The following is a 22840-nucleotide window of genomic DNA, read 5'->3' as shown; positions in this document are numbered from 1 at the left end:
GAGGAAATCAGCAGTTCAGCCAATATCTCCTTTCTGATTCATATAAACTATCCAACTTGTATTAGCTTTTTAATTTTCTCTTTATCCTGCCATCCCGTCATCCTTTTTGACTTTCTTTTCATGCCTAAAATCTTAGCCTCAGAAAATACAAATCCGGGAACAATTCCGCTTCCTGTTAGCTTTTTCAAGAATTTCTTTAAGTCTTTGCAATCCGAGCAAGTAGGTCGCGTATAGATTTCCAGATGATATTTTGCCATCTGTCAAATCGACCTTCTTTCGATTATTATGACTTTGCTTATTCTGCTACTTCTATAATAAACGAATAGACGTGTACATTATTATCAAACTTAAATTCTGCCCAGATTTTGTACATACCTGGCTTAGAGAAATATGCATTAAAGGTGGTTGTATCATCTGAAGCTGGGTGAACATGAATATATTGTTCAACACCCTCATCCAAAATCACTACATGACCTAAAGCACCTAGATAATGATCTGGAGTTTCTCCATGTAAATCAAAAACCAAAGGGACTTCATCTCCGACCCTAGCAATAACATCCTCTAAAGTGACAGTTTTCCCATCAATTTCTTTTATCCAATTATCCTCACTCTCTAGACTTGCTTTATCCGTTTCACTTGTTCCAACTTGCACAGGGTTTGGAGAGATCTGGTATGCCTTATTAACAGGTGTAATATCAACAAAAGCTTGATAGGTGCCATCATTTAAAGATTGACTTACGGCATAAGTTCCTTCTTGTTCCTGCTCCGGGTGTAAATGATAGTACTCCTCCAGATTATTGGAAACCATGATGAAGTGCATCTTTGCTTCATGTTCGAAAGCCAGTTCAGGTATTGCACCTGTATTATCCTTTAATTTGATGAAAATTTTCCCATCATTGTACGTTACATTTGTCTTAACCTCTGATTCAACGTGATGATCATGATTATGATGGTGACTATGATCCATTATCCCTACCTCCTTTTGAACTTCTGAATTTTTATTTGTTATAGTCTTCTAATTTCACACTTTGAAACGGTTTATCTACAGTAATTAATCTATTTTCTAGGGTAACCAACAGCATATACAAAATACGTAAGGAACTCTCATTTCTTTATTGACCCTAGTAGCAAAGTCTCGATTCATTTTAGCTAATCGTTCCCTTATATACTATACAGGGGTATATTTTTATCAAAAAAAGAGATCCTGCTTTAGAAGCAAGGCCATCCTTCTTAGGCAACATCGTAGCCTAGTTCTTCAATAACTTCTGTAATATCTTTCAAGTCCACCTTTTCTGGATCAAAGGTTATGTCTACTTTCCCATCTTGCAAATGAACTTTTACGGTTTCTACACCGTTCAGTTCCTCCACACTTCCTTCAATAGAATTTACGCAATGTCCACAAGACATACCTTGTACGTGTTTTATTTGTCATATCATTACCTCCTGTTTTCTAATCCCTTTTCATATTACCATACCCCTGTTGGGTATTGTCAAGCAGAAAAAATACTTCTTTATCTTAGAGTTAGTTGTCATGCATTCCAAATTGATTTTGGATCATTTTTCTCTAAACATTCTATAACACAAATGTTTATATAACTTTCCAAAAGTAACCGTGAAACGAAATACAATCTGATTGCGCAGCAGACATTTGATTTAAGATATTGTTACAGTGGGGGTATATGATTGAATATAACCTGACCAATTCAACAGGTTATGTATACCTCTCTTTAATATCTTTCACACTTCTTCAATATTTTGTTCATATCCAATCAGGAAATTGGGTTTGTTTATGAACCTATCAGCGATTTATATTTAGGTTAAACACCGTTAATGGCTAACTTCTGCCTTTTTTCTTTTTCAATAAAGTAATTGCCAGTGTACCGATAAAAATTAAAGACCACCAAATCACTTTTAAAAGCTTCAATATAATCCGCTCCTTCTTCTTTTGCTCCATATCCTAAAATACAAAAAGTTGGAACATTCTTGTACCGGTTGTTGATTAGCCTTAATCTGTGCAGGGTATTCAACAACCGTTTGCCGCTTTAACTATCATCATCTTACTTTTAACTATGATCCTTAGTGATGATGATGGTGATGATGTGACGGTTCGTTTTTTATTTGACAAAGAATTGAATTGTCATGTTTATGTGCTCCTGTCTCTAGTTGAATCGTTACATGCATAATTCCTTTATGCTCAAGGTCGTGTTCAATCTTTCGTAAAACATTCTCACTTTCTGCTACCGTTAGCTGATCATCGACTACAGCATGGCAAGAAAGTGCATTTAGTCCACTAGTAATTGTCCAGACATGTAAATCATGAATGCTATGAATCCCGTTAATTTTTTCAATGGTTTGAATAACATCATTAACGTCGACATTTTGTGGTGTTCCTTCCATTAGAACATGAATAGCGGCCTTAGTCACATGGAAGCCGCTTCTTAATACAAGAATGGCGACAATAACACTCGCAAGTGGATCTGCCCAACCCCAGCCAAAGAACATAATAAGCAGTGCAGCAACAATCGCACCAATAGATCCAAGCATATCACTTATTACATGTAAATAAGCCCCACGCATGTTTAAATTTCCCTCTACATCCGCACCACGTAGCATAATCCACGCAACGAGAGCATTAATAGCTAGGCCAATGATACTGATAGTCAACATTCCTGATGTTGCGACTTCAGAAGGGTTTACGAAACGCCCAATTGCTTCATAGAAAATAAACAAAGCAATTACAATTAACGTCACACCATTTAATACAGAAGCTAAAATCTCAAATCGTTTGTAGCCAAAGGTCTTACTTTGACTCGCTACCCTTTCTCCTAATTTAAACGCAATTAAAGCAATCGCTAGTGAAATAGCGTCACTTAGCATGTGACCCGCATCTGCCAAAAGGGCAAGACTATTGGTTAAATAGCCCCCCACCGCTTCTACAATCATATAAATTGTAATGATTAAAAATGATATTAATAACATTTTTTTATTTGCTCCATGTGTATGGTCGTGTCCATGGTCATGTCCCATTATAAGCCCCCCAATATTCTTATATTTATATGTATGCATATAACAATATTTTTAACATCACTTACTATTATTTATAAATAAGTAAGTAAAATTCAATCGCCCGCAAGTACAAGCCTTCTAAACTCTAATATATTTAATTAATTGAAGTAGCTATCTTTCATTATTTGTTTTTCCTCTGGGGATAAATTAAGCACAGTTCTATTTATTTACATTCTTATATATTTCTATAACTGGTATTTAAAATTGCTTGCCACTTACTTAAATAAGTAAAACTAACTGTGACAAGCATGCTCTATCATTTGTTGCAAAAGAAGCATTACGTGAGCATCATCGTGGGAATAGTAAAGTGTTGTTCCCTCGCGACGGTATTTCACAAGCCTTAAGTTTTTCAAAAATCGCAATTGATGAGATACAGTAGATTGTCGGATATTCAAACTATCTGCAATTTCGTTTACAGAACACTCTTTTTTAAAAAGCAAATTAAGAATTCGGATTCTTGTGGGATCACCTAATGCTTTAAAGGTTTGTGACACGATAAATATTGTTTCGCTATCTAAATCCTGAGTAGGGCCATTCTCGTTTTTAAAGTCTTCCATTTTATTCCTAACCTCCCTGCATCATTTCGTACAATTATAAATAATAATTAGAAAATCAATCCCTTTATATGAATACATTAACATATATGCATTTAAGGCGCAATTATATTTACTTTCAATGACTTCCACGACTTCGACATGTCTGGAACATCAAAATCAACAGCCTACTCTTGCAAAGATTCCAAGTCATCTTTCTCGGCATTGTTAACTGAACATTCAACAAAAGTGTATTAGTGTATATTATCTTAATCAGTTTTCAATACCAAAAAGACTTGCTAAATTTTTATCATGGATATAACTTGTATAAGCTATATATTAAAAATCCCCTATTGGAGATGTAAGAACATTCTTGTTCTTCTATCTCCAATAGGAGCACAAAATTAAAACTCTAAATAAGGGAAATTAAAAAAATTAACATTTATTAATAAACACTTTTACATTAATATTACTCATTTCCCCATGTTTTTAATATGAAATGTTTTACGTTAAAGGATCTCCCCATTCGAAGCAATTACTTTCTTATACCAATCAAACGATTTCTTCTTGGTTCTTTTTAGAGTACCATTTCCTAAATTATCCCGATCAACGTAGATAAATCCATAACGCTTTTTCATTTCCCCAGAGCCTGCACTTACAATATCAATACAGCCCCACATGGTGTAACCCATTACTGGTACACCATCAAGGTCAATCGCATCCTTCATTGCTTTCATATGATCTGTTAAATAATTGATTCGTTCATCATCATTGATATTTCCTTCTGAATCTGGTATATCATTTACTCCCAAGCCATTCTCTACTACGAATAAAGGTTTTTGATATCTGTCATATAACTCAACTAATATTACTCTCATACCTACAGGATCAATTTGCCATCCCCACTCAGATGATGGTAAATATGGATTTTTTACAGAATCAAAAACATTACCAGTTGTTTGCTCAGCTATTTCAGGATTAGCTGTTCCGACACGAGACATATAATATGAAAAAGAAATAAAATCAACCGTATTCTCTTTTAATATCTCTATATCTTCTTCCTCAAAATCAACTTGGATCCCTTCTCTTTCGAATTTTCTAAGCATATAACTTGGATATTCTCCTCTTGCTTGGACATCCGAAAAGAAATAGTCTTCTCTATCTCTTAATTGACTCACAAGAACATCATTCGGATCACAGCTATATGGATAGTGCTTTCCTCCAGCTAACATGCAACCTACTTGATTTTCTGAGTCAATTTCATGAGCAATTTTTACCGCTAAGGCGTTAGCAACCAATTCGTGATGAGCTGCTTGATACTTCACTCGTTCTGCTTCTTTTTCATCTAAATCACCAATATATAGACCCGCCCCCATAAAAGGTGCGTGTAGAATCATATTGATTTCATTAAAGACCAACCAATATTTCACTAACCCTTTATATCTCGTAAGAATTGTCCGGCAATACTTTTCAAAAAAGCCTATCATCTCTCGACTGCGCCATGATCCGTATTTTTCAACTAGATACATCGGAACATCAAAATGAGAAATTGTTACAAGTGGTTCAATATTGTATTTCTTACACTCTTTGAAAACATCTTCATAGTATTTCAAACCTTTCTCATTCGGCATTTCTTCATCACCATTTGGAAAGATCCTTGTCCAAGAAATTGACATCCGATATGTTTTAAAACCCATTTCTGCAAACAAAGCCATATCTTCTTTGTAACGATGATACCCATCAATCGCATTCATTGCTGGATAGAAATATCCATCTTGAAAGTCAAACATCTTTTTCTCACCGCAAACCACCGCTCTTCTATCTTCTCCTGCTGGCAATAAATCAACGTTTGCTAAGCCTCGTCCATCTACATTATATGCCCCTTCATATTGATTGGCCGCAGTTGCGCCACCCCATAAGAAATTCTTTGGAAATCCCATAATTATCCTCCTTAAGATTCGATTTTAATAATTGGTTGCAGTTTTTTAACTTCTAAATTATTTTCAATAATACTTGAAACATGCTTGTTTGTTTCAGATTGATTAGTAATAACAATTGGGGTTGTAATATCGTAGCCTTGTGATTGAATATATGGAATATCAAACTCTAGTAAGAGGTCCCCAACCTTTACTTGATCCCCATCATTAACCTTTGGAGTAAACCCTTCTCCATCTAATTTAACCGTATCCAATCCTACATGAATTAGAATTTCATCTCCGTTCTCCGATAATAGTCCAATCGCATGACCAGTCTTAAACATTACTTTAATCGTGCCGTTAACTGGGGAATAGACCTTTCCGATAGATGGAACAATAGCCAGACCATCTCCTAATAGCTTTTTAGAAAATGTTGCATCTTTCACTTCTTCAATTGAAATGGCTTTCCCTTCCATCGGTGATAACAATTCATTCACTTGCGTTGAGGCACTGTTATTATTTGTTGTTTTATTTTTCCTTAAGTCTTTAAACCCTAATACAAATACCATTATAAACGCAACGATAGAAGCGATAACTGCTACAATAATTGCATTAATTAAATTAGCAGCTCCTTCTGGAGAGATAAATTGAATCATTGATACAATACCTGGACTGGCAAAAGCAAACGACTTTACATTCAATATCCCTACAAATATCCCAGCAACGCCTGATCCAATCATTCCGGCAACTAACGGTCTTTTAAGCCTGATAAGCACCCCGAACAATCCAGGTTCTGTAATTCCGGCGATACTCGCTGAAATCCCTGAAGTCCATGCAATAGATTTTAGATCTTTGCTTTTTGACTTTATCCCAACTGCGAGACAAGCTGCTCCCATCGCAAAATTATTTGCCAGCATCATCGGCATTAAAAATGAGTCAAAGCCCAGTGCTGCATGACTGGAAAATGCAATAGGGTTAAGAGCATGATGCATTCCTGTCATAATGATTAATGGCATAAAAGCAGATAGAATTGCTTTGGTAAGCCATGGAACATATTCCGAAGTGACCTGAGCTACATATGACAGACCTTCTCCAATAATTGCACCAAGCGGGGCAAAAACAATAAGAACTATTGGGATCGTGAAAATTAATCCTAACAATGGTCTAAAAATTGCTTTTGTCCATCCCGGGGTAATTTTATCAACAAATTTTAAAACCAGTTTTAATATCCAGACAGCAAATAACGGCGGAACAACAGCATTAGCATAGTTGGCAGAATAAATTGGTATTCCCAAAAACGCCAATCCTTCCCCGGTCATCGCTTCAATAAGCAAAGGATGAATTAAAATGGAAGATACTACAATAGCAAGAACAACATCTGTATTTAATTTCCTTGCTGCAGTATAGGCTATAATTACAGGTAAGAAATAGAATCCAGTATCACCGATTATATTTAAAACCTCATGCGTCTGTGTATTTTCCATTCCTGCCAATACCAAAATCACAGCAACAAGTTTTACCATACCGGCACCAATAATTGCTGGAAGGGCAGCTACTAAAGAGCCAGAAACATAATCAAAAATTGAGGCAAAATAACCCTTTAGACCTTTCTGTTTCGAAGACTTATTCTGTTCCCCTTCGCCAGTTGTATTACGTACGTTATTGGGGAATGCTTGAAAGACATCAGCGACATCTCCTCCAATAATAATCTGATACTGTCCTGCCTGTTTCATTACGCCTTTAACACCTTGTATATTTTCTACAGATATATCATCAGCTTTCAATTCATCTTTTAAAACAAACCGCAATCTAGACATACAATGTGTGGCAGACTCTATATTTTCTTCTCCGCCAATTTTTTGGATAATCTCATCGGCTATCTTCTTGTACTTCATTTTCTTTTACTCCTTTAAATAAAAAAGACCCAAACTCCTAGAAAATAAGAGTTGGGTCTAGCTCGATTTATTCGATAACAATCCCATTTATTTATCATTTATAACACGATTAATATGAATAGTAATATAGGCTAACTCAGCTGTAGTTAGCTTATGTCTAGTTTCATCAAAAACATATTCACTGATTTTAAGCGCGCAATTATATTCTTTAGGATAACTGTGACGGATCATAGAAAACAACTCAATATTCTCGTCAGGAAGAGAGCGGTTCAACGTAATTCGTTGCACAAAAAATTTCAAATGCGTTAACAACCGTTCGTAAGCAAGGCTTTCTTCAGAAAACTCCGTATTGAAGGTGTACTGAATAATGCTTAACACTTGTTTAATAATTTTGGTCATTCCTACCGTATTATCCATGGTATTATCCATCTCAGCATTAACAATATGCAATGCTATTGTTATGGCTTCATCTATAGGAAGCTGGATTTTTAATCTTCTTGAAATAATTTCCAAAGCTTCTTTTCCTATAAGGTATTCATGATGGTAAAAGTGTTTTACTTCCCAAGCAAGTGCATTTCTAAAATCAAGACCTTTTTCATGTCTTTCAATAGCAAAGTGAAGATGATCCATTAGTGAAATATATATACTATCGCTTAATTTTTTCCCCAGAGACAACTTAGCATATGATACTATTTCATTAATAGCTTGCATTTCTTCCAATGGTATATCTTGCAGTAACAGCTTAAATCTATCAACATTACTTGGGTTATCTAGAGTATATATTTTTTCGATTTGTTTCGGATCTATCTCTTGGCCAATTTCTTTTTTAAACCCTATGCCCTTCCCCATAATTACAACTTCATTTTCGTTTTGTACGGATGTTACAATATTATTGTTTATTATTCTTATAATCTCCATCACAATCCTCCTTTCCGATGTTTTAGCAAAAAAAAATAGTTATCCCCAACATAAGAAAGTTGGACATAACCGGGTCAAGCTTACTTACGTAATGACTATCCCTACATTATATCGTAGTAACACTATTAAGCTTTAGTCTTGCCCACCTAAGGTAACAATCTAAACAAATTTTAACACGCTTACATTAGAAAATCAAGAAGTTGCTAAATTCAAAGTAACAGGATATGAAAATCATACTACATTTGTAACCCTTCACTCACTTTTTAAGTACTTTTAACCCTTGCTAGCAGAACAACCTAACCCCAGGTTAAAAATACTAATTACAAATTTAATTTAAAAAATATTTCCTCTAACAATGACTAAAAGTAAAACTTGCTTTTATATCGATTAAATTTTAAGCAAAGAAAAATCCGAACGAATTCACATTTTTATGTATCTCCTTATCGCCTATGTCTATTCTTTTACAAGCTAGAAATTAATCAAGAAAATCTGTTAATCGTTTACTGCGGCATGGATGTCTTAATTTACGTAACGCTTTTGCTTCAATTTGGCGGATCCTCTCCCTTGTTACACCGAATATATCGCCAAGTTCTTCTAAAGTTCTCTTTCTTCCGTCATCTAATCCAAATCGAAGACGGAGAATATTTTCTTCCCGGTCGGAAAGTGTATCTAGTATGTCCTCTAACAGTTCTTTTAACGTTTCAAAAACTGCGTAATCTGAGGGGCTTCTTGGTCCTCGATAAAGTCACCTAAATACGAATTATCTTCTCCACCGATTGGCATTTCCAGGGACAGTGGTTCTTCAGCAATTTTGAGAATGTCTTGCATTCTTTCTGGGCTTATTTCCATTTCTTCACCAATTTCTAAGGGTGTTGGTTCACGACCTAAATCCTGCAATAAAGAACGTTGAACACGGATTATTTTATTGATTATTTCTACCATGTGTACTGGAATTCGAATGGTACGAGCTTGATCAGCAATGGCACGTGTTATAGCTTGTTTAATCCACCAAGTTGCATAGGTACTGAATCTATAGCCTTTTCGGTGGTCAAATTTCTCAACAGCTCTAAATATACCTATATTTCCTTCTTGAATTAATTCTAAGAAGACTATACCTCTCCCTACATAACGCTTTGCAATACTAACTACCAGACGAAGGTTTGCCTCAACTAGTTTTCTCTTAGCTTTTATGTCTCCGTCTTCGATTAAGGAAGCTAGCTCAATTTCTTCTGCTGCAGATAGCAAATCTATTTTGCCAATTTCACTTAAATACAATCGAACGGGATCATCCATCTTAACTGATTTTTCTTTTTCTTGCTCCAAGGTAGTTCCGGTTCTATCATTTGGATAGTTTTTTGTTCGATCATGGGGTTCCCCCTCCTTCCAGGTTGTTAAGTTTTAATTAATAATATAGATAAAACGAATATTCTTTTTGATTTGAGCCCGTTCTTGCATATAGTAAGTGGCTTTTTCAACCATATATAAACCCCAACAAAACAATATTTCCTTGTTTCAAATTCCCTGTTGCTTCATGTTCATAAATACTTTTTTCATACCGTACAGCCCCTTTTAAAGATGAACTTCACAAAATGATGTAGCTTAACACTTATATTTTTTACCATCAAGCCGTCTTTTGGGTTATTCATTCATGTATTGGATGAATGGGAAAATGAATGGATGGAGCAATGGGAGGACCAAAAAAAGCAATATTCTACTACAATTGATCAACTGTACGGAATTGCAAAACACTTTGTTATCAATGATTATAACCATCCGCTGACAAATGTGGCCGATGAATTTTTTTGTCATGAAAAGTCTAATACTTTAGTACAGAATCAGCTTTATAAAACGATTAACATTAGAATTTCTTATAGTCAAAAGCTATTATCAGAAGGAATGCAATCAGGAGAATTCAAATCAGATGATTCGCTATTATTAGCAAAGATCTTTGACACCCTGTTATACGGACTAAATAATATTTGTAGAGACTTAAATATGGACGACACCCTCGAACTATATAAGAAAGCCATCGATACTTTTCTATTTGGTATTGCTTCTTCTAAGCAGGTTAATCCACCCGATAAGAACTAGAAATGAATTATATTCTATTTAACAAGTGAATTGAATTACTACTCCCTGTAGATATGTCAAGAGTAGCAAATACACAAAGTTACTTGTCATAAATAGAAAAGGATAAAAGTACGAAAAACCATTTCTAAATAACTTGGTTTTTCGTACTTTTATTAATGACTATGGCCGCGATGATGTGGGGGTACGTTTTTTATTTTACAAAGAATAGAATTGTCATGTTTATGCGCTGCTGTTTCCAGTTGAATCGCTACATGCATAATCTCTTTATGCTCAAAATCATGTTCAATTTTGCGTAACATATTCTTACTTTCTGTAATCGTTAGCTAACCATCGACAATTACATGGCAAGAAAGTGCATTTAGTCCACTAGTAATTATCCAGATGTGCAAATCATGAATGCTATAAATCCCTTTTACTTTACCCATCAAATGCAGAAAACTTACGAGGTTGAGAGCCGCTACTGGAACAGCCCATACTCTAAAGAATAGAGTCATATCCTAATATTCAATAGAAAAGAAGGTTATTCGTTATTCATAACGGATTCCATTGGAAATTTCCCCCAAAACAGACCAATTTAATATTCGAATAGAATCTTTATCTTTTTTAATAATTTTCCTTTGGCATAGCGAATTAATAACTCGATTTAGATGTCGATATGTCGTGCCAAGTAAATCTGCAATCTCTTTAATATTGGAAGTCCTTAGTTCTATTCCAAAATTATTGTCAGGCTCAGGTGATATCGTGGACATTAGGAAACTTGCAAATTTGTTTTCCACAGATGCCAATAAATTGACACGAGATGCTGTGGTGCAAGTTTGAAGTTTATAACTTACATGTTCTAAAAGTGTTTGCAAAAACATCGGGTTATTCATTTCATGTTGTTTTATGTAATCAAAAGGTAATCCGATTAATAAGCATTCGTTAACTGCTTTAACCTGTGACTGGACAGGAACGTCTCGAATTAGTTCAATATCACCAATAATGGAGAAAGGTTGGACAAATCGTAGTAAAAGTGATTTTCCGGTTTCAACACTAGACGTTACTTTCGCTTTTCCTTCCACTAAAAACAATAGTGATTTCAGTTCATTTCCTTCTAGTAAAATTATTTCATCTTGTTCATATTGCTGCAATGTAAATGGAAGTGGTCTTTTCTGGTTAAATATTTGCTCAATACTATGTTCTCTTAATTTTGATTGAAGTAACTTCAAGTCTTGAATAAATTTCATATAAAAACTCCCTCCTTTTAGGACATATGTCCTTTTCATTATAAGATTAACTGATATGATAAGGACAATAAAATATTTGTAGGAGTGTCATAAAATGAAATTTGTGTTCGATTTAGATGGGACAATTTGCTTTAACGGTAAGCCAGTTTCTGAAAAGATACTAGTATCATTAGAAACGCTAGTTGCACATGGGCATGAAGTCATATTTGCTTCAGCTAGACCGATTCGTGATTTACTTCCTGTCTTACATGAGCGTTTTCATGCATACCCAATGATTGGTGGAAATGGATCTTTAATCTCAAAGAATGGTAGTATAATTTCATTCCGACTCTTTTACCGATTCCCAAATTGACTCCATAAAATCTATTTTAGCTGAGTTTAAAGCTACGTACTTAATTGATGGGGAGTGGGATTATTCCTATACCGGTTCTCAAGATCATCCAATTTTAAATAATCTTGACCCGTTTAAATTAGCAAAATTGGTTGATTTAGATGTTCATAAATCAATTATTAAGATTCTGATTTTAACTTCTGATAACATGGAAGAACTTACTAAAAGAATATCCACCCTTGATGTAATAACACATACACATGGAGATGAAAATGTGCTTGATATAAGTCCAAAAAATATTCATAAATGGAGTGCTATAAGTAGGTTAGGAATAAAACAGGATGAATATATAGCATTTGGAAATGACGCTAACGATATTACAATGTTTATGAGTGCAAAGCATTCCGTAATGATTAGTTACCATAAGGATTTAGCCAAGTATGCTTCAGAAACAATTTCATTAGATGAGAATACAGAAGATATGATTGTTGAAAAACTAGATCAGCTTTCTCGCATTTACGATTATACAAGGAATTGTTGAGTTAAAGATAAAACCTTCTACAACTCTTTCGAAGTATAACGTAGAAGGTTTTTAATGCCTTACTTAGTAATTTTGTATATAAAGCTATTTGACAAGCACATTATATGCAGATAGAAGACAGTAAATGCGGAAGTGAGATCCGCCACCACTGATTCAACTTACAGCCCAGGCAAGCAGCACCGCTCTAATTTTTCTTCAGTTCTTTCCTAATTCTACAATCCTACTTTATTAGTTAAATTCCAAGCTACTTGTGAATTTCCTTCAAATGGAACCAGGCATCTAGTACCTCTTGCTCTTTTTTACGCGTTATACCTGTTTTTCTTTTTGAATCCTTTCTCGATTTTTCCCATTGATATACATCATGTATTGTTTCTTCAAGACGACGAAAGGAAAGCCCTGCGTCTAAAGCTTTTTTTACGCTTATACACATTTTCCACGGCTCAGTTTCTCCTTCTAACGGAAATTGTTCAGGAATCCATAACGGCATTTCCGTCCACGGCTGTATTTCATGTTCCAACACAAATTCTTCATCTACCCAGACAAATTCAGCATCGCTGTTTGTAACTACTTTACACGTGTTTAAAAGCTCTTCCATCGTCAATTCATAATCGGGACCTGTAACATTGAACGTTCCAGCTTTTCTTTTTTTCACCATATCAAACACCCATGTTGCTATATCTTTCACGTCGATTAGTTGAATTGGACGGTTCGGACTTCCAGGCACCATTATGTTTCCGCCTACTGCCACACGTTGAACCCAGTACGGGAGCCGATCCGTATAGTCAAACTGCCCGACAAGCTGACCTGCCCTGATATGCAACACCCGCCCCGGCCAATATTTCTCTGCTTCTGCTTCACATAGCACCTTCAAAGCACCGTAATGTTCATAAGGAGAAATTCTTCCTTCCTCAACGTTTTTCAATACGTCTTTCAATTGATCTGATGGCATTGACTGTAAATGATAGTCTTCTGCGATATTGAACGGAATCCAATCTTTATAAACGGAGATGCTTGAAATGTATGTATAATGTTCGATGCTAGTCCCGAGAACAGCTGCAATTTTGTTTATTTGGTGAGGAGCGAAGCCACATGTGTCCATTACAACATCCCATTTCCTGTTTTCGAGCTGTGATACATCTCCGTCCCTATCACCGTTGAGCTGTTCCACATCAGAAAACGCCTCTTTATTGGTCCCACGATTGAATAATGTGATTTCATGACCTCTTTTCAATCCTTCTTCTACCAAAGCTTTTCCTAAAAACCGAGTACCTCCCAATATAAGAACCTTCATACTTTTCCCCCATTCCTTTAATTGCCTACAATTACATTCAGGCCAGATTGTTGAAAAAAAGCTAATGACGATTGTTTAAGTAAACTACCCTGTTAGCATAATAACTTCTATTTCAATACTAGCATAATATTCCTAAAATTATTACAATTTCACAATAAGGAAAAGGTGACCTTCTTGGAGCAAATTCTTTAAGTATTGCACCAAATAGTTTAAGTAGAAAACTTCACAATCTCTTGACTCTATTCGAACAATGGCATAATATGCTTTCTAATCAATTCTATCCTATCCTTGGCACGTGGCATAAAGCGAGAAGCAATAGCAACTACCATTTCCTTTTTAGGGTTTATGAAAATTACATTTCCACCATCACCCAAAGCTGCATAGCAATCATCAACAATCCACCACAGGTAACCATATGACAACTCTCCCCATCGACTTTTTTCCTTTGTGCTTTCCTCTATCCATTTGGAAGATAGAATTTGATTACCGTTCCATACACCGCCACTTAAATATAACTGACCTACTTTAGCCATATCCCGTGGCGTTAAAGTAAGCCCCCAACCGGCGGTGTTTATACCTTTTGGGTCTGCTACCCAACCAGTTACATATTTATCCTTAAGAAAAGCGAAATGTTCTTCTTTATTTTGTATAAATGCATTATTAGGAGCTTTGATTTCAAGAGGTTTAAACAAGCTCTCTGTAGCGTAATCAATCACAGATTGACCAGTTGCATTTGTAAGAACACCTGATAAAATATGTGTGCCAACGGTAGAATATTTAAACTCTCCAATACCACCTTTTCCACCTAGCAAATCCAATGTAGCTTTTACCCAGTCATCACTTGTATAAATCTTTGTATATGGCTCTGACTTATATTTATATGGTGCAGTCATTGTCATCAAATTTTTTATGGTGACATTTTGTATTGTTTTTTCGCCACGCCTAACTGTGTAATCCGGAAAAAATTCTAATACTTTCTGTTCTATATTTTTAATATATTCTTTATTTATTGCAATACCAATAAGAACTGACATAATACTTTTTGTTACAGATGCTATATGCAATACATCCTCTTTGGTGTACCCATCAAAATATTTTTCATAAATCAAAGTATCTTTTTTTCTAATAGCAATACCTGCTATATTGGAATATTCTTTTTCTATTAAATCTTCAAAGTTAGAATTAGGATTATTATTCATTCTTACCTCCTTTTCGTATTGACACATTGACGTCAAATATATCAATCCATTCCTTTCGTTAAAATGAGTGATCAATATTGATGTAATAAAGAATAATTTATTATAAAATTATTTTCAATTCTTTGTTTACATATAAATAACAATGTGGGAAAATGATGATTCAATCACTCTTTCAATCGGAATATTGATTACTTTAGGTAGTGACTTTACTCCTTTTAATAATTAGCGATAAAAAGAGTACACAAAAAACTTATCCTCCTTTATCCATTTCTCAATTTTCTCGGATGTGGTATCCCGTTTTCTCTTAGCCGAAACATCATCCCCCTTATCACTTATTTTCTGTGTAATATATGGTGTATTTGTTTAAAAAGTATAAAAAGCTATCCCTGTTGGGATAGCTTTTTATTTGAAGTATTCTGTTTTCCTCAATTTTTGTTACTTATTTTCTTCATTGTAGTTCCCCTAATTCATGGCAAGTATTATCTCTAAAAAAGTATTATTTATTAATGGTAAGATCAGGTAGCCTAAATTTCTTAATCTTAATATACTGTTCGACTTTTTAGTCAGTTTCCAACTTTATTAGTATTGAGCGCCGGAATGTGGAATACCCGTATTCTTTTATTAGGCATAAGAAGAAGACGCTTAGTATAGCTTACCTTTGGTCAATATAATTGCTTTCCCACCTACCATAACTTTTGGATTATTCTTATTAATTAATTTTGTAATGATATTAGAAGGTCTGCCCATACTATACCCTTGAAGGAAAGTGTACTCTTGATTAAATTTATTTAATACGTGGTCAGTAAAAAGATAGTATGTTAATGCCCCATTTGAAGTGCCTGTTGCGGCTTCCTCATCAATACCATAGAGCGGGCAAAAGTTTCTACTTTCTGCTATTCCTTCTTTTGTATCAAGAGTAAATGCATGGACTCCCCCCACTTTATTGCTCTTTGTATATTCAGCAAGTGCTTTAAGATCGGGATTTAGAGCATACAGAGCATCCTTTGTTTTTATAGGAAGCATTATATCCCAAAGACCCGTGCTTACAGCTTGAGGAACAAGATTAAAATTTATATCGCCAATTTGACTCATGTTAATTTTAAATATGTCAGACAAAACATCATAATCATCAAAAACTCTTCCAAGCTTTGGTTCAGCTTGCTCCATCATTATAAATGATTGATATACTTCAACAGAAAGTGTGCCGGCGAGTGTTTTCATAAAATATGTATTGTTATCTTCAATAGCATGACTGTCCAAAAGGGCTTTGAAAGATGCAATAGTAGCATGTCCACAAAGTTCAACTTGTGAAGTCGGTGTGAAAAACTTTATTTCAAAATTTTTATCGTTTATTTTTTTGATAAATGCTGTTTCTGAAAAGCGAACTTCTGCAGCAAATTTCTGCATAAACCCTTCGTTCAAATTTTCATGGATTACTACTCCTGCTGGATTCCCTCCAAATTTTGTTTCTGTAAAAGCATCAATTACATAATATAACAATTTTAATTCTCCCTTTGTTATTAGTTTAAAGTATCCCCTTTGCTTAACTAAAAAATATTTTCGATTTTCTAAGCATTTTGCAATAATTACTCTACAACCCATTAGTTGAAGATTAATTAACTCGATTGCTTGTTAAAAATACTTTCCCTTTAGTTATTTTAGAAGATTCCATAATATCAATAGCCTTATTCACATCCGACAAATCATATTTAGAATCTACCATCATCAAGCGTAAATTTTTATTAGCTACTAGCCTTATTAAATGATTGAAAGTTTCTTTCCATTTATCTGCTGAGACATTTTTATTCCATTTTCGTAAATGGAATATATTCGCATTCACCTTTGCTTTATTTACAATGTCGGCCCAGTTAACTTGTATCCCTGATAAAAGACCAATAGTTAAAAAGTTCCCATTAGTGCGGACACTAAAAGCCAAATCATTTCCAGACGAACCTCCAACGGAATCAATAGCAGCATTTGCACCTATTCCATTTGTTAATTCCATAACTGTTTCATAGAGAGAAGTTTGAGAGGTATCAATCACATAAGAAGCACCAAGATGAAGTAAGTCTTCTGTATATTTATTATTTCTAGTCACTGCAATTAATCGAAAACCTAAAATCTTCGATAATTGAGTAAAAATATGCCCAATAGCAGAGCCGCACGCATTAACCAATAAAACATCATCCGGTTTTAATCTCAATACTTCAGTACAAACAACCCATGCTGTAATTGGATTTATATACATTTGTGCTGCCGTAAAATCATCAATAGTATCAGGTATGCAAACTGCATATTCTGCTGATGTTTTAACGAATTCTTGCCATGTACCTTCCCCACGTAAAGGTAACACACGTTTACCAATAAGGTTTTTAGAAACTAAAGGACCTACATTTTCTACTATACCAACTCCTTCATATCCCGGAATATTTGGTAAAGAAATCCGGTGAGCATAAGATCCTCCTATCGGTATTAAGTCAGAGGGATTTATTGGGCGAGCTAACATACGAACAAGAACTTCATTATCTTTTGGTGATTCAATGGTTTTATATTCAACTTTTAGAACATCTTTAGGACTACCAAATTCGTAGAATTTAATACAATTTGCATCCAAAACTATTAGTCTCCTTCATTAAAGCAATTTTATTTAATTATATCACCTTCAACTAACAAGCTTTACCTTTACTTCCCAATGTGGCCCTGAGATTGAAGAAAATGAGCGCCTTTCCTTGCTACGTTTAAACTCTCGATTGTGGAATGTAAATATTTTAACCTTACTCAAGATAGCACTATTAGTTAAATAAGAACTTTTGAAATAACTAGTAATATTTAGGTAATAATAAACAAGACTAAATCAACGGAGGAAAAATATGAGTAAAAATGTTATCTTTTACAGCTTACGCATCAAATGTAAATGCTAAATTAACAGAAGAAGAAGCAGTACAAACTATTACAAAGGATTTTATCATATCATACTAAATTCAAGTAGATGGTTATAATTACATCTCTAATACGGAAATTGCACCAAATAAAGATAATCTAACTACTCAACAAAAATATTTATTATATATTTTAATAAATATTGCTGAGTCACAGTATTGGTGGAGATTGGTCTCCAGTATTCTATCTGAATAAAGAAAGAAAAAAGGGAAATGTACTGGAGAAAAAACTTAGTGGGATAAATAATTTATATTTAATGTCTTTTGATGATAAAAAGCAGAATTGGAAAATAACAAATAAGAGTAGTAAAAAGAGTACTGACTTACTTAGAAAGTGCGAATTAGTATAACAAGGAATAAGCAAATGCTTAATCCTTGTTAAATGTGCTTAGCTTGTTCCCTTAATTCAATAAAAAAGATGCCGCTGAACATCACCTTGTTCAAGAATATCAGAGATAAGAGTATATACATTAGGTGGGTATTCTGAAATGCGATGAACTAAATATAGATACCATTCCGTACCATATGTAACATAAACTTTGGATGGAATATCATCTTCCTTTAAAGTTTTTAACAAGTCTGATCGAACTCCATCTAACATTTCGACTTCAACATTCTGACTTTGTAAATATCCCTTTGCATTTAGATCCAACAATAAGTTTTCATCATGAGTAGCAATAGAAAGTGGATGGTCACTTTCTACACACATTGAAACAAATTCAATGTACCGTTTATTTAACTCTTCAGATCTAGGTATAAATATACCTTCAGGTTCTTGATAAGCCCCCTTTACTAAACGAATTCTACCCGGCATCTGCAATAACTCTTTAAGATCCGTCAAAGATCGATTTAGATGAACCTGCAATGTTATTCCAACGTTAGCGTATAACCTTGAAATGTCCCTATAAATGGATAAAATCTTATTCGTTTTTTGAGATTCCTCCATGCTAATCATTAATTGAATCTCATTTTCTTGCGCTACTCTTGCTAATTCTTCCAGATGGCTATACGCTAATGAATCAGTAATCATCATGCCTATATGTGAAAGATCAAAAGATACGGTTCCTTTTATTTGATTAGCCCCTAGTTCCTTAATTAATTCCTCAAATTCTTTCTTTGCAGACTTACACTCATGCTCAGATGTTGTATTTTCTCCAATGAATTCTAATGAAATCTGATATCCTTTGTTATACAAATAAGTGGCGCGCTCTATCCCTTCAGTTCGCGTTGTTCCCGCCACGAACCGGTTGGCGCCCTTCATTAAAAGTGTAAAAAGTTCTTTTGAGTTTTGAAGATAAGCTTTTATTTCTTGATTTCTTGCAATTGATTTTAATGCGTTGGATAATCGTTTTTCTTCATTAACCATAAAAATCACATCCCTTGTTCAAACATTTTTTAGTCTCTTCTCATTCTCATTCCCTAGTTTGGAAATGAATAGCTTTTCTTTCTAAGTAAAAATTACCATGTTAAAGTGGCCTAAAGTAGTGCCAATTAGCCGAATGTTTGATAGTACCAATTTAAAGGGGATCAATGGATGACATGTTTAACTACTGACAGGTCTTAACAAAATTTAAAAGAATTGCAAAAAAACAACTCAGTATATTTGAGTTGTTTTCTGTTTTGTTATAACGTTTCCTAAACTAAAACTACCCGTTACTTTATGTGTATTCCTTAACATTATTGTAATTCAAACGATTTTAATTCCTTTTTTTATTTAATAATGGACTCATCAGAATTAATAAGAATTATATTGATTTCTGAGTGTAAAGCACGGATTCCATCAACAGCATTACCCCTGCAGGGCCTGCCTTACCGGTAGCAACCCCACTAAGCACAAATATCCCCGCACCAACCATAGCACCGATTCCAATGGATGTTGAAGCACGAATTCCAAGAGTTCGAGTTAATTCCATCTTCAACACCTACCTTAAAAGGGACAGATTACCTGTCAACTTGTTAATCTTTTTACGATCACCGTATAAAGCAATACCCAAATAATGCAGATCTTCTCTTGTATAGGTAGCTATTTTCTGAATGTATTCTTCATAGTTATTGGTAGTTTGTGCAGCATTAGAAAAATAAACAACAAGCAAATCTTGAAATGCTTCAGAAGATATCTTCTGTTTTAATGCTTGTAAGTCTTCCCTCGTAGTTTTTAAAATGGGAAGAGGTATTGTTGTAATGCCGGTATGTATTTGACCCGAACCATCCACTACATCAGGACCTATAATTCCTTCAGCTCTTTTTCCTATCGTAAGGGCCAGAACAGCTGCGGTATTAGCTAAATAACCCAACGGCAGTTCGGAATCAATCAATAAAACACATTTAATCTCATTACTTTGTTGGCTCACTTAAATTCCTCCAATTTTTTAAAATGAATCTATTTGGATGTATTAAAATTACCATATTAAAATGGTCTAAAGTAGTACCAATAATATGAATGTTTTATAGTACCAATTTTTCAAGGAGATTAAATAGATGGCATGGTTAATGATTGACCGTTCACTAAAGATACCGTTAATACGACAGATTTATCAACAATTGAGAACAAAAATATTAAATGGTGAGCTTTCGGCAGGATATCGTCTTCCTTCCACCCGGCAATTAGCAGAAGAACTGGAAGTTTCTCGTAATGTTGTTTTGGAAGCTTATGATCAATTACTTGCTGAAGGTTTTTTAGAAGGACATCAAGGTGCAGGAACATTTGTAGCAGCAGGAGCTTATTTAAAAAAGACAGAAATGAATACTCCTTTTATGTTGGAAAATAACTCGCCAAAGAAAAATGACAATATGATTGATTTTCGTTCCGGTATCCCAGCATTGAACTTATTTCCAAGAAAACAATGGGGAAACTTAGCGAAACGTGTAAGCATTGATACCGATCATGCCCTATTTGGGTATGATTCACCGGAAGGGCGTATAGAGTTAAGAACCGTATTATCAGACTATTTACTTCGAACAAGAGGTGTGGAATGCCACCCTGAACAATTAGTCATTACAACTGGAGCTACTCAAGCATTGACATTAATAGCTAAATTGCTTATTTCAGCAAATGACAAAGTAATCATCGAGGATCCAATTACACATGAAATTCAAACAATCTTTCAATCATATGGGGCCTCCCTTCTCCCTATCAGAGTTGATGAAAATGGAATGGATACAAACCAAATACCTCACGAATTAAAACCAGCGTTTATCTTTGTCACACCATCTCATCAGTTTCCTATCGGAGGAACTTTACCAATTCAAAGGAGGATTCAACTAATCGAATTTGCCAGAAAAGTGGACAGTTATATCGTTGAAGATGATTATGATAGTGAATTTCGATATGAAGGCCCTTCTATCAGTTCATTGCAGGGGCTAGACCCTAATCGAACTATATACATAGGTACATTCAGTAAGATACTTTCACCGGCATTACGGTTAGGATACATAATACTTCCTCCAGCACTAATTGAACGTGGCCGTACACTAAAGTATTTCAGTGACTTACATACACCCTCTTTAGAGCAACTTACACTTGCCCTGTTTATTAAAGAAGGTCACTTAGAAAAACATATCTATCATATGAAGAAAATTTATCGAAAAAGAAGAGATTTTCTAAAAGAGCAGCTTTATAAAGAATTTGTGGATAACGTTAATATATATGGTGATTCTACTGGATTACATTTAGTTGCTGAATTTAATGGAATTCATTTTACGGAAAATCTCCTATCAAAATTACATGGTCATGGCATAAAAATGTACCCTGTTGAACTGCATACCATTAACAAAGGATTATATTCAAATTATATTATTTTAGGCTTTGGAAATTTAGATGAAGTTAATATTGCAGAAGGAGTAGCAAGAATAAAGAGAGTCTTGCACAATAAATAACAGGGAAAACCACTCGGTAATTAAAGGAACCGTGAATCGAATCACTAAAAGAGGATCTAGCCGATTAAGACACGCTCTATTTATGGCAGTTCGCTCCGCCATCCGTGATTCTCGGAAACAGAAAACAACGGATGAAATCATTCCCCGTAACAGGAAGTTACGAGCCTTTTATGATAAAAAACGCGAAGAAGGAAAACCTTACAAAGTAGACGTAATAGCATGTGCAAACAAGTTATTACATTGGATTTACGCATTATTGAAAAGTAATACTACCTTCCAAGATATTGCTTAAATAAACAATTTAACCATATACCCCAAAACCTTCCAATTGGAGATTGAAGGAGGGTTATTTGGTATGTGCAAATTTAGTATATCATAAGCTATTTAGGATTTTTAGAGAAAAATATTGACAACTATTAGCTGGTTTAATTTAAGTAGATAGTTTCACAAACTAATTTCTAAATACCTTTTTATGTCTTACAAAATCAATAATAATAGGTAACTTACAAATTCATCTTTTTCATTTTTAATACTTTTACCTTGGCAGGATTAGATTCAAAAATCGTTCCATTATGCCATACTTTAACCTTTTGACCACTTCGAAACTTCGAAAATGAAAATGGTATTTTATCAATTACATAAACTTGGCTAAAGTTCCATATTAACTCTTCACCCGCTATTTCATTTGCAACCTCTGCATCAAAATTTTCATCATTAATTAAATAATAAGTTCCATCTTTTTTAAAGAGGTAACCATCTAATGTCATTGAATCGCTTGTTCTAAACATATTGATTACGTCTGCCAAAATTACCATAGCGAAAAGCAGTGATACAAGTATAATTGTTTTTTTCATATTACCAACCCCTTTAATTAAAAGACGTTACCTTATTAAGTAAAGTTTCAAATACGTTATTCCACTAATCTCCCTCAATATAGAAAGTGAAATCTACCGATTTCTCACGTTTTCTTAGATTTTCTTACTAGTTTATATTCGATATGTATTGGTTTATTTTATCT

20 protein-coding genes and 3 pseudogenes are annotated in these 22840 nt (G+C 34.3%); 4 read left to right on the top strand and 19 right to left on the bottom strand.

The features are described from left to right. Nucleotides 1–47: 47 nt before the first annotated feature. From TY11_RS06740 to rpoD, 9 genes and pseudogenes are all read right to left on the bottom strand, one after another. A complete protein-coding gene (locus tag TY11_RS06740) occupies nt 48–257 on the bottom strand; it encodes a hypothetical protein (RefSeq protein WP_042144335.1) in 210 nt (69 codons plus the stop codon). Nucleotides 258–295: 38 nt separating this feature from the next. Then, nucleotides 296–967 carry a DUF8832 domain-containing protein gene (locus tag TY11_RS06735; RefSeq protein WP_042144333.1) on the bottom strand — a complete coding sequence of 224 codons (672 nt, stop codon included), beginning with the start codon at nt 965–967 and terminating at the stop codon, nt 296–298. A gap of 263 nt (nt 968–1230) precedes the next feature. Beyond that, nucleotides 1231–1407 (bottom strand): copper ion binding protein, encoded by a 177-nt coding sequence (locus TY11_RS20070; protein WP_081755859.1) that lies wholly within the window; start codon nt 1405–1407, stop codon nt 1231–1233. Between the two features lie 669 nt (nt 1408–2076). Beyond that, complete coding sequence (locus TY11_RS06730) at nt 2077–3027, bottom strand: cation diffusion facilitator family transporter (RefSeq protein WP_042144331.1); 951 nt, start codon at nt 3025–3027, stop codon at nt 2077–2079. A 272-nt stretch (nt 3028–3299) separates the two neighbouring features. Next, nucleotides 3300–3623 carry an ArsR/SmtB family transcription factor gene (locus TY11_RS06725; protein ID WP_042144328.1) on the bottom strand — a complete coding sequence of 108 codons (324 nt, stop codon included), beginning with the start codon at nt 3621–3623 and terminating at the stop codon, nt 3300–3302. Nucleotides 3624–4108: 485 nt separating this feature from the next. Further along, a complete protein-coding gene (locus TY11_RS06720) occupies nt 4109–5539 on the bottom strand; it encodes a 6-phospho-beta-glucosidase (protein ID WP_042144326.1) in 1431 nt (476 codons plus the stop codon). Between the two features lie 11 nt (nt 5540–5550). Further along, complete coding sequence (locus TY11_RS06715) at nt 5551–7410, bottom strand: beta-glucoside-specific PTS transporter subunit IIABC (protein ID WP_042144324.1); 1860 nt, start codon at nt 7408–7410, stop codon at nt 5551–5553. An 87-nt stretch (nt 7411–7497) separates the two neighbouring features. Further along, nucleotides 7498–8328, bottom strand: a complete 831-nt coding sequence (licT, locus tag TY11_RS06710; protein WP_042144322.1) for a BglG family transcription antiterminator LicT — start codon at nt 8326–8328, stop codon at nt 7498–7500. A gap of 475 nt (nt 8329–8803) precedes the next feature. Further along, nucleotides 8804–9675, bottom strand: a pseudogene (rpoD, locus tag TY11_RS06705) (RNA polymerase sigma factor RpoD); the annotation flags it as partial. Nucleotides 9676–10005: 330 nt separating this feature from the next. Between rpoD and TY11_RS06700 the strand changes: the two are divergent. Next, nucleotides 10006–10419, top strand: a complete 414-nt coding sequence (locus TY11_RS06700) for a TetR family transcriptional regulator C-terminal domain-containing protein (protein WP_042144319.1) — start codon at nt 10006–10008, stop codon at nt 10417–10419. A gap of 152 nt (nt 10420–10571) precedes the next feature. Here TY11_RS06700 and TY11_RS20640 read toward each other — a convergent pair. Together TY11_RS20640 and TY11_RS06695 are read right to left on the bottom strand one after the other, a co-directional pair. Next, nucleotides 10572–10829 (bottom strand): annotated as a pseudogene (locus TY11_RS20640) (cation transporter dimerization domain-containing protein); the annotation flags it as partial. A 117-nt stretch (nt 10830–10946) separates the two neighbouring features. Beyond that, on the bottom strand, nt 10947–11645 hold the full coding sequence (locus tag TY11_RS06695; RefSeq protein ID WP_042144317.1) for a Crp/Fnr family transcriptional regulator: 699 nt from the start codon (nt 11643–11645) through the stop codon (nt 10947–10949). A gap of 94 nt (nt 11646–11739) precedes the next feature. On the opposite strand from TY11_RS06695, the pseudogene TY11_RS06690 reads away from it, so the two are divergent. After that, nucleotides 11740–12517, top strand: a pseudogene (locus tag TY11_RS06690) (HAD-IIB family hydrolase). 244 nt (nt 12518–12761) lie between these two features. Here the strand turns inward: TY11_RS06690 and TY11_RS06685 are convergent. From TY11_RS06685 to TY11_RS06655, 7 genes are all read right to left on the bottom strand, one after another. Continuing rightward, nucleotides 12762–13808, bottom strand: coding sequence for an NAD-dependent epimerase/dehydratase family protein (locus tag TY11_RS06685; protein WP_042144314.1), 1047 nt, complete (start codon nt 13806–13808; stop codon nt 12762–12764). 239 nt (nt 13809–14047) lie between these two features. Further along, a complete protein-coding gene (locus TY11_RS06680) occupies nt 14048–15007 on the bottom strand; it encodes a serine hydrolase domain-containing protein (protein ID WP_042144312.1) in 960 nt (319 codons plus the stop codon). Between the two features lie 642 nt (nt 15008–15649). Next, nucleotides 15650–16507, bottom strand: a complete 858-nt coding sequence (locus tag TY11_RS06675) for a PhzF family phenazine biosynthesis protein (protein WP_042144310.1) — start codon at nt 16505–16507, stop codon at nt 15650–15652. A 112-nt stretch (nt 16508–16619) separates the two neighbouring features. Continuing rightward, nucleotides 16620–17621: a zinc-dependent alcohol dehydrogenase family protein gene (locus TY11_RS06670; protein ID WP_042144308.1), complete on the bottom strand. Its 1002-nt coding sequence runs from the start codon at nt 17619–17621 to the stop codon at nt 16620–16622. 731 nt (nt 17622–18352) lie between these two features. Continuing rightward, nucleotides 18353–19312 (bottom strand): proline dehydrogenase family protein, encoded by a 960-nt coding sequence (locus tag TY11_RS06665; protein WP_042144305.1) that lies wholly within the window; start codon nt 19310–19312, stop codon nt 18353–18355. A gap of 379 nt (nt 19313–19691) precedes the next feature. Continuing rightward, the gene (locus TY11_RS06660) at nt 19692–19859 is read right to left on the bottom strand and encodes a hypothetical protein (protein WP_231495793.1); all 168 of its coding nucleotides are present in this window, start codon (nt 19857–19859) and stop codon (nt 19692–19694) included. 9 nt (nt 19860–19868) lie between these two features. Then, entirely contained in the window at nt 19869–20297 is a 429-nt protein-coding gene (locus tag TY11_RS06655; RefSeq protein WP_042144303.1) for a DUF2000 domain-containing protein, read from the bottom strand. Nucleotides 20298–20424: 127 nt separating this feature from the next. Here TY11_RS06655 and pdxR point away from each other — a divergent pair, with 127 nt between their 5' ends. Together pdxR and TY11_RS06645 are read left to right on the top strand one after the other, a co-directional pair. Beyond that, nucleotides 20425–21822 carry a MocR-like pyridoxine biosynthesis transcription factor PdxR gene (gene pdxR, locus TY11_RS06650; RefSeq protein ID WP_042144301.1) on the top strand — a complete coding sequence of 466 codons (1398 nt, stop codon included), beginning with the start codon at nt 20425–20427 and terminating at the stop codon, nt 21820–21822. Further along, entirely contained in the window at nt 21815–22114 is a 300-nt protein-coding gene (locus TY11_RS06645) for a transposase (protein ID WP_255342660.1), read from the top strand. The genes pdxR and TY11_RS06645 overlap by 8 nt, the downstream gene beginning before the upstream one ends. Before the next feature lie 211 nt (nt 22115–22325). Here the strand turns inward: TY11_RS06645 and TY11_RS06640 are convergent, their stop codons facing one another. Next, nucleotides 22326–22676, bottom strand: coding sequence for a DUF3221 domain-containing protein (locus tag TY11_RS06640; protein ID WP_042144299.1), 351 nt, complete (start codon nt 22674–22676; stop codon nt 22326–22328). Nucleotides 22677–22840 lie beyond the last annotated feature (164 nt).

It is taken from the genome of Paucisalibacillus algeriensis, assembly GCF_000577245.1.
Lineage (GTDB): Bacteria > Bacillota > Bacilli > Bacillales > Amphibacillaceae > Ornithinibacillus.
This window is presented reverse-complemented; position numbering and strand designations above follow the sequence as displayed.

What these genes read in the sequence shown, in the direction of transcription:
- TY11_RS20070 (WP_081755859.1), bottom strand. Translation starts at nt 1,407, where the DNA reads ATGTCTTGTGGACATTGCGTAAATTCTATTGAAGGAAGTGTGGAGGAA.
- TY11_RS06715 (WP_042144324.1), bottom strand. Translation starts at nt 7,410, where the DNA reads ATGAAGTACAAGAAGATAGCCGATGAGATTATCCAAAAAATTGGCGGA.
- TY11_RS06685 (WP_042144314.1), bottom strand. Translation starts at nt 13,808, where the DNA reads ATGAAGGTTCTTATATTGGGAGGTACTCGGTTTTTAGGAAAAGCTTTG.
- TY11_RS06695 (WP_042144317.1), bottom strand. Translation starts at nt 11,645, where the DNA reads ATGAAATTTATTCAAGACTTGAAGTTACTTCAATCAAAATTAAGAGAA.
- TY11_RS06660 (WP_231495793.1), bottom strand. Translation starts at nt 19,859, where the DNA reads ATGGAATTAACTCGAACTCTTGGAATTCGTGCTTCAACATCCATTGGA.
- TY11_RS06640 (WP_042144299.1), bottom strand. Translation starts at nt 22,676, where the DNA reads ATGAAAAAAACAATTATACTTGTATCACTGCTTTTCGCTATGGTAATT.
- TY11_RS06730 (WP_042144331.1), bottom strand. Translation starts at nt 3,027, where the DNA reads ATGGGACATGACCATGGACACGACCATACACATGGAGCAAATAAAAAA.
- licT (WP_042144322.1), bottom strand. Translation starts at nt 8,328, where the DNA reads ATGGAGATTATAAGAATAATAAACAATAATATTGTAACATCCGTACAA.
- pdxR (WP_042144301.1), top strand. Translation starts at nt 20,425, where the DNA reads ATGGCATGGTTAATGATTGACCGTTCACTAAAGATACCGTTAATACGA.
- TY11_RS06665 (WP_042144305.1), bottom strand. Translation starts at nt 19,312, where the DNA reads ATGGTTAATGAAGAAAAACGATTATCCAACGCATTAAAATCAATTGCA.
- TY11_RS06725 (WP_042144328.1), bottom strand. Translation starts at nt 3,623, where the DNA reads ATGGAAGACTTTAAAAACGAGAATGGCCCTACTCAGGATTTAGATAGC.
- TY11_RS06680 (WP_042144312.1), bottom strand. Translation starts at nt 15,007, where the DNA reads ATGAATAATAATCCTAATTCTAACTTTGAAGATTTAATAGAAAAAGAA.
- TY11_RS06740 (WP_042144335.1), bottom strand. Translation starts at nt 257, where the DNA reads ATGGCAAAATATCATCTGGAAATCTATACGCGACCTACTTGCTCGGAT.
- TY11_RS06700 (WP_042144319.1), top strand. Translation starts at nt 10,006, where the DNA reads ATGGAGCAATGGGAGGACCAAAAAAAGCAATATTCTACTACAATTGAT.
- TY11_RS06735 (WP_042144333.1), bottom strand. Translation starts at nt 967, where the DNA reads ATGGATCATAGTCACCATCATAATCATGATCATCACGTTGAATCAGAG.
- TY11_RS06720 (WP_042144326.1), bottom strand. Translation starts at nt 5,539, where the DNA reads ATGGGATTTCCAAAGAATTTCTTATGGGGTGGCGCAACTGCGGCCAAT.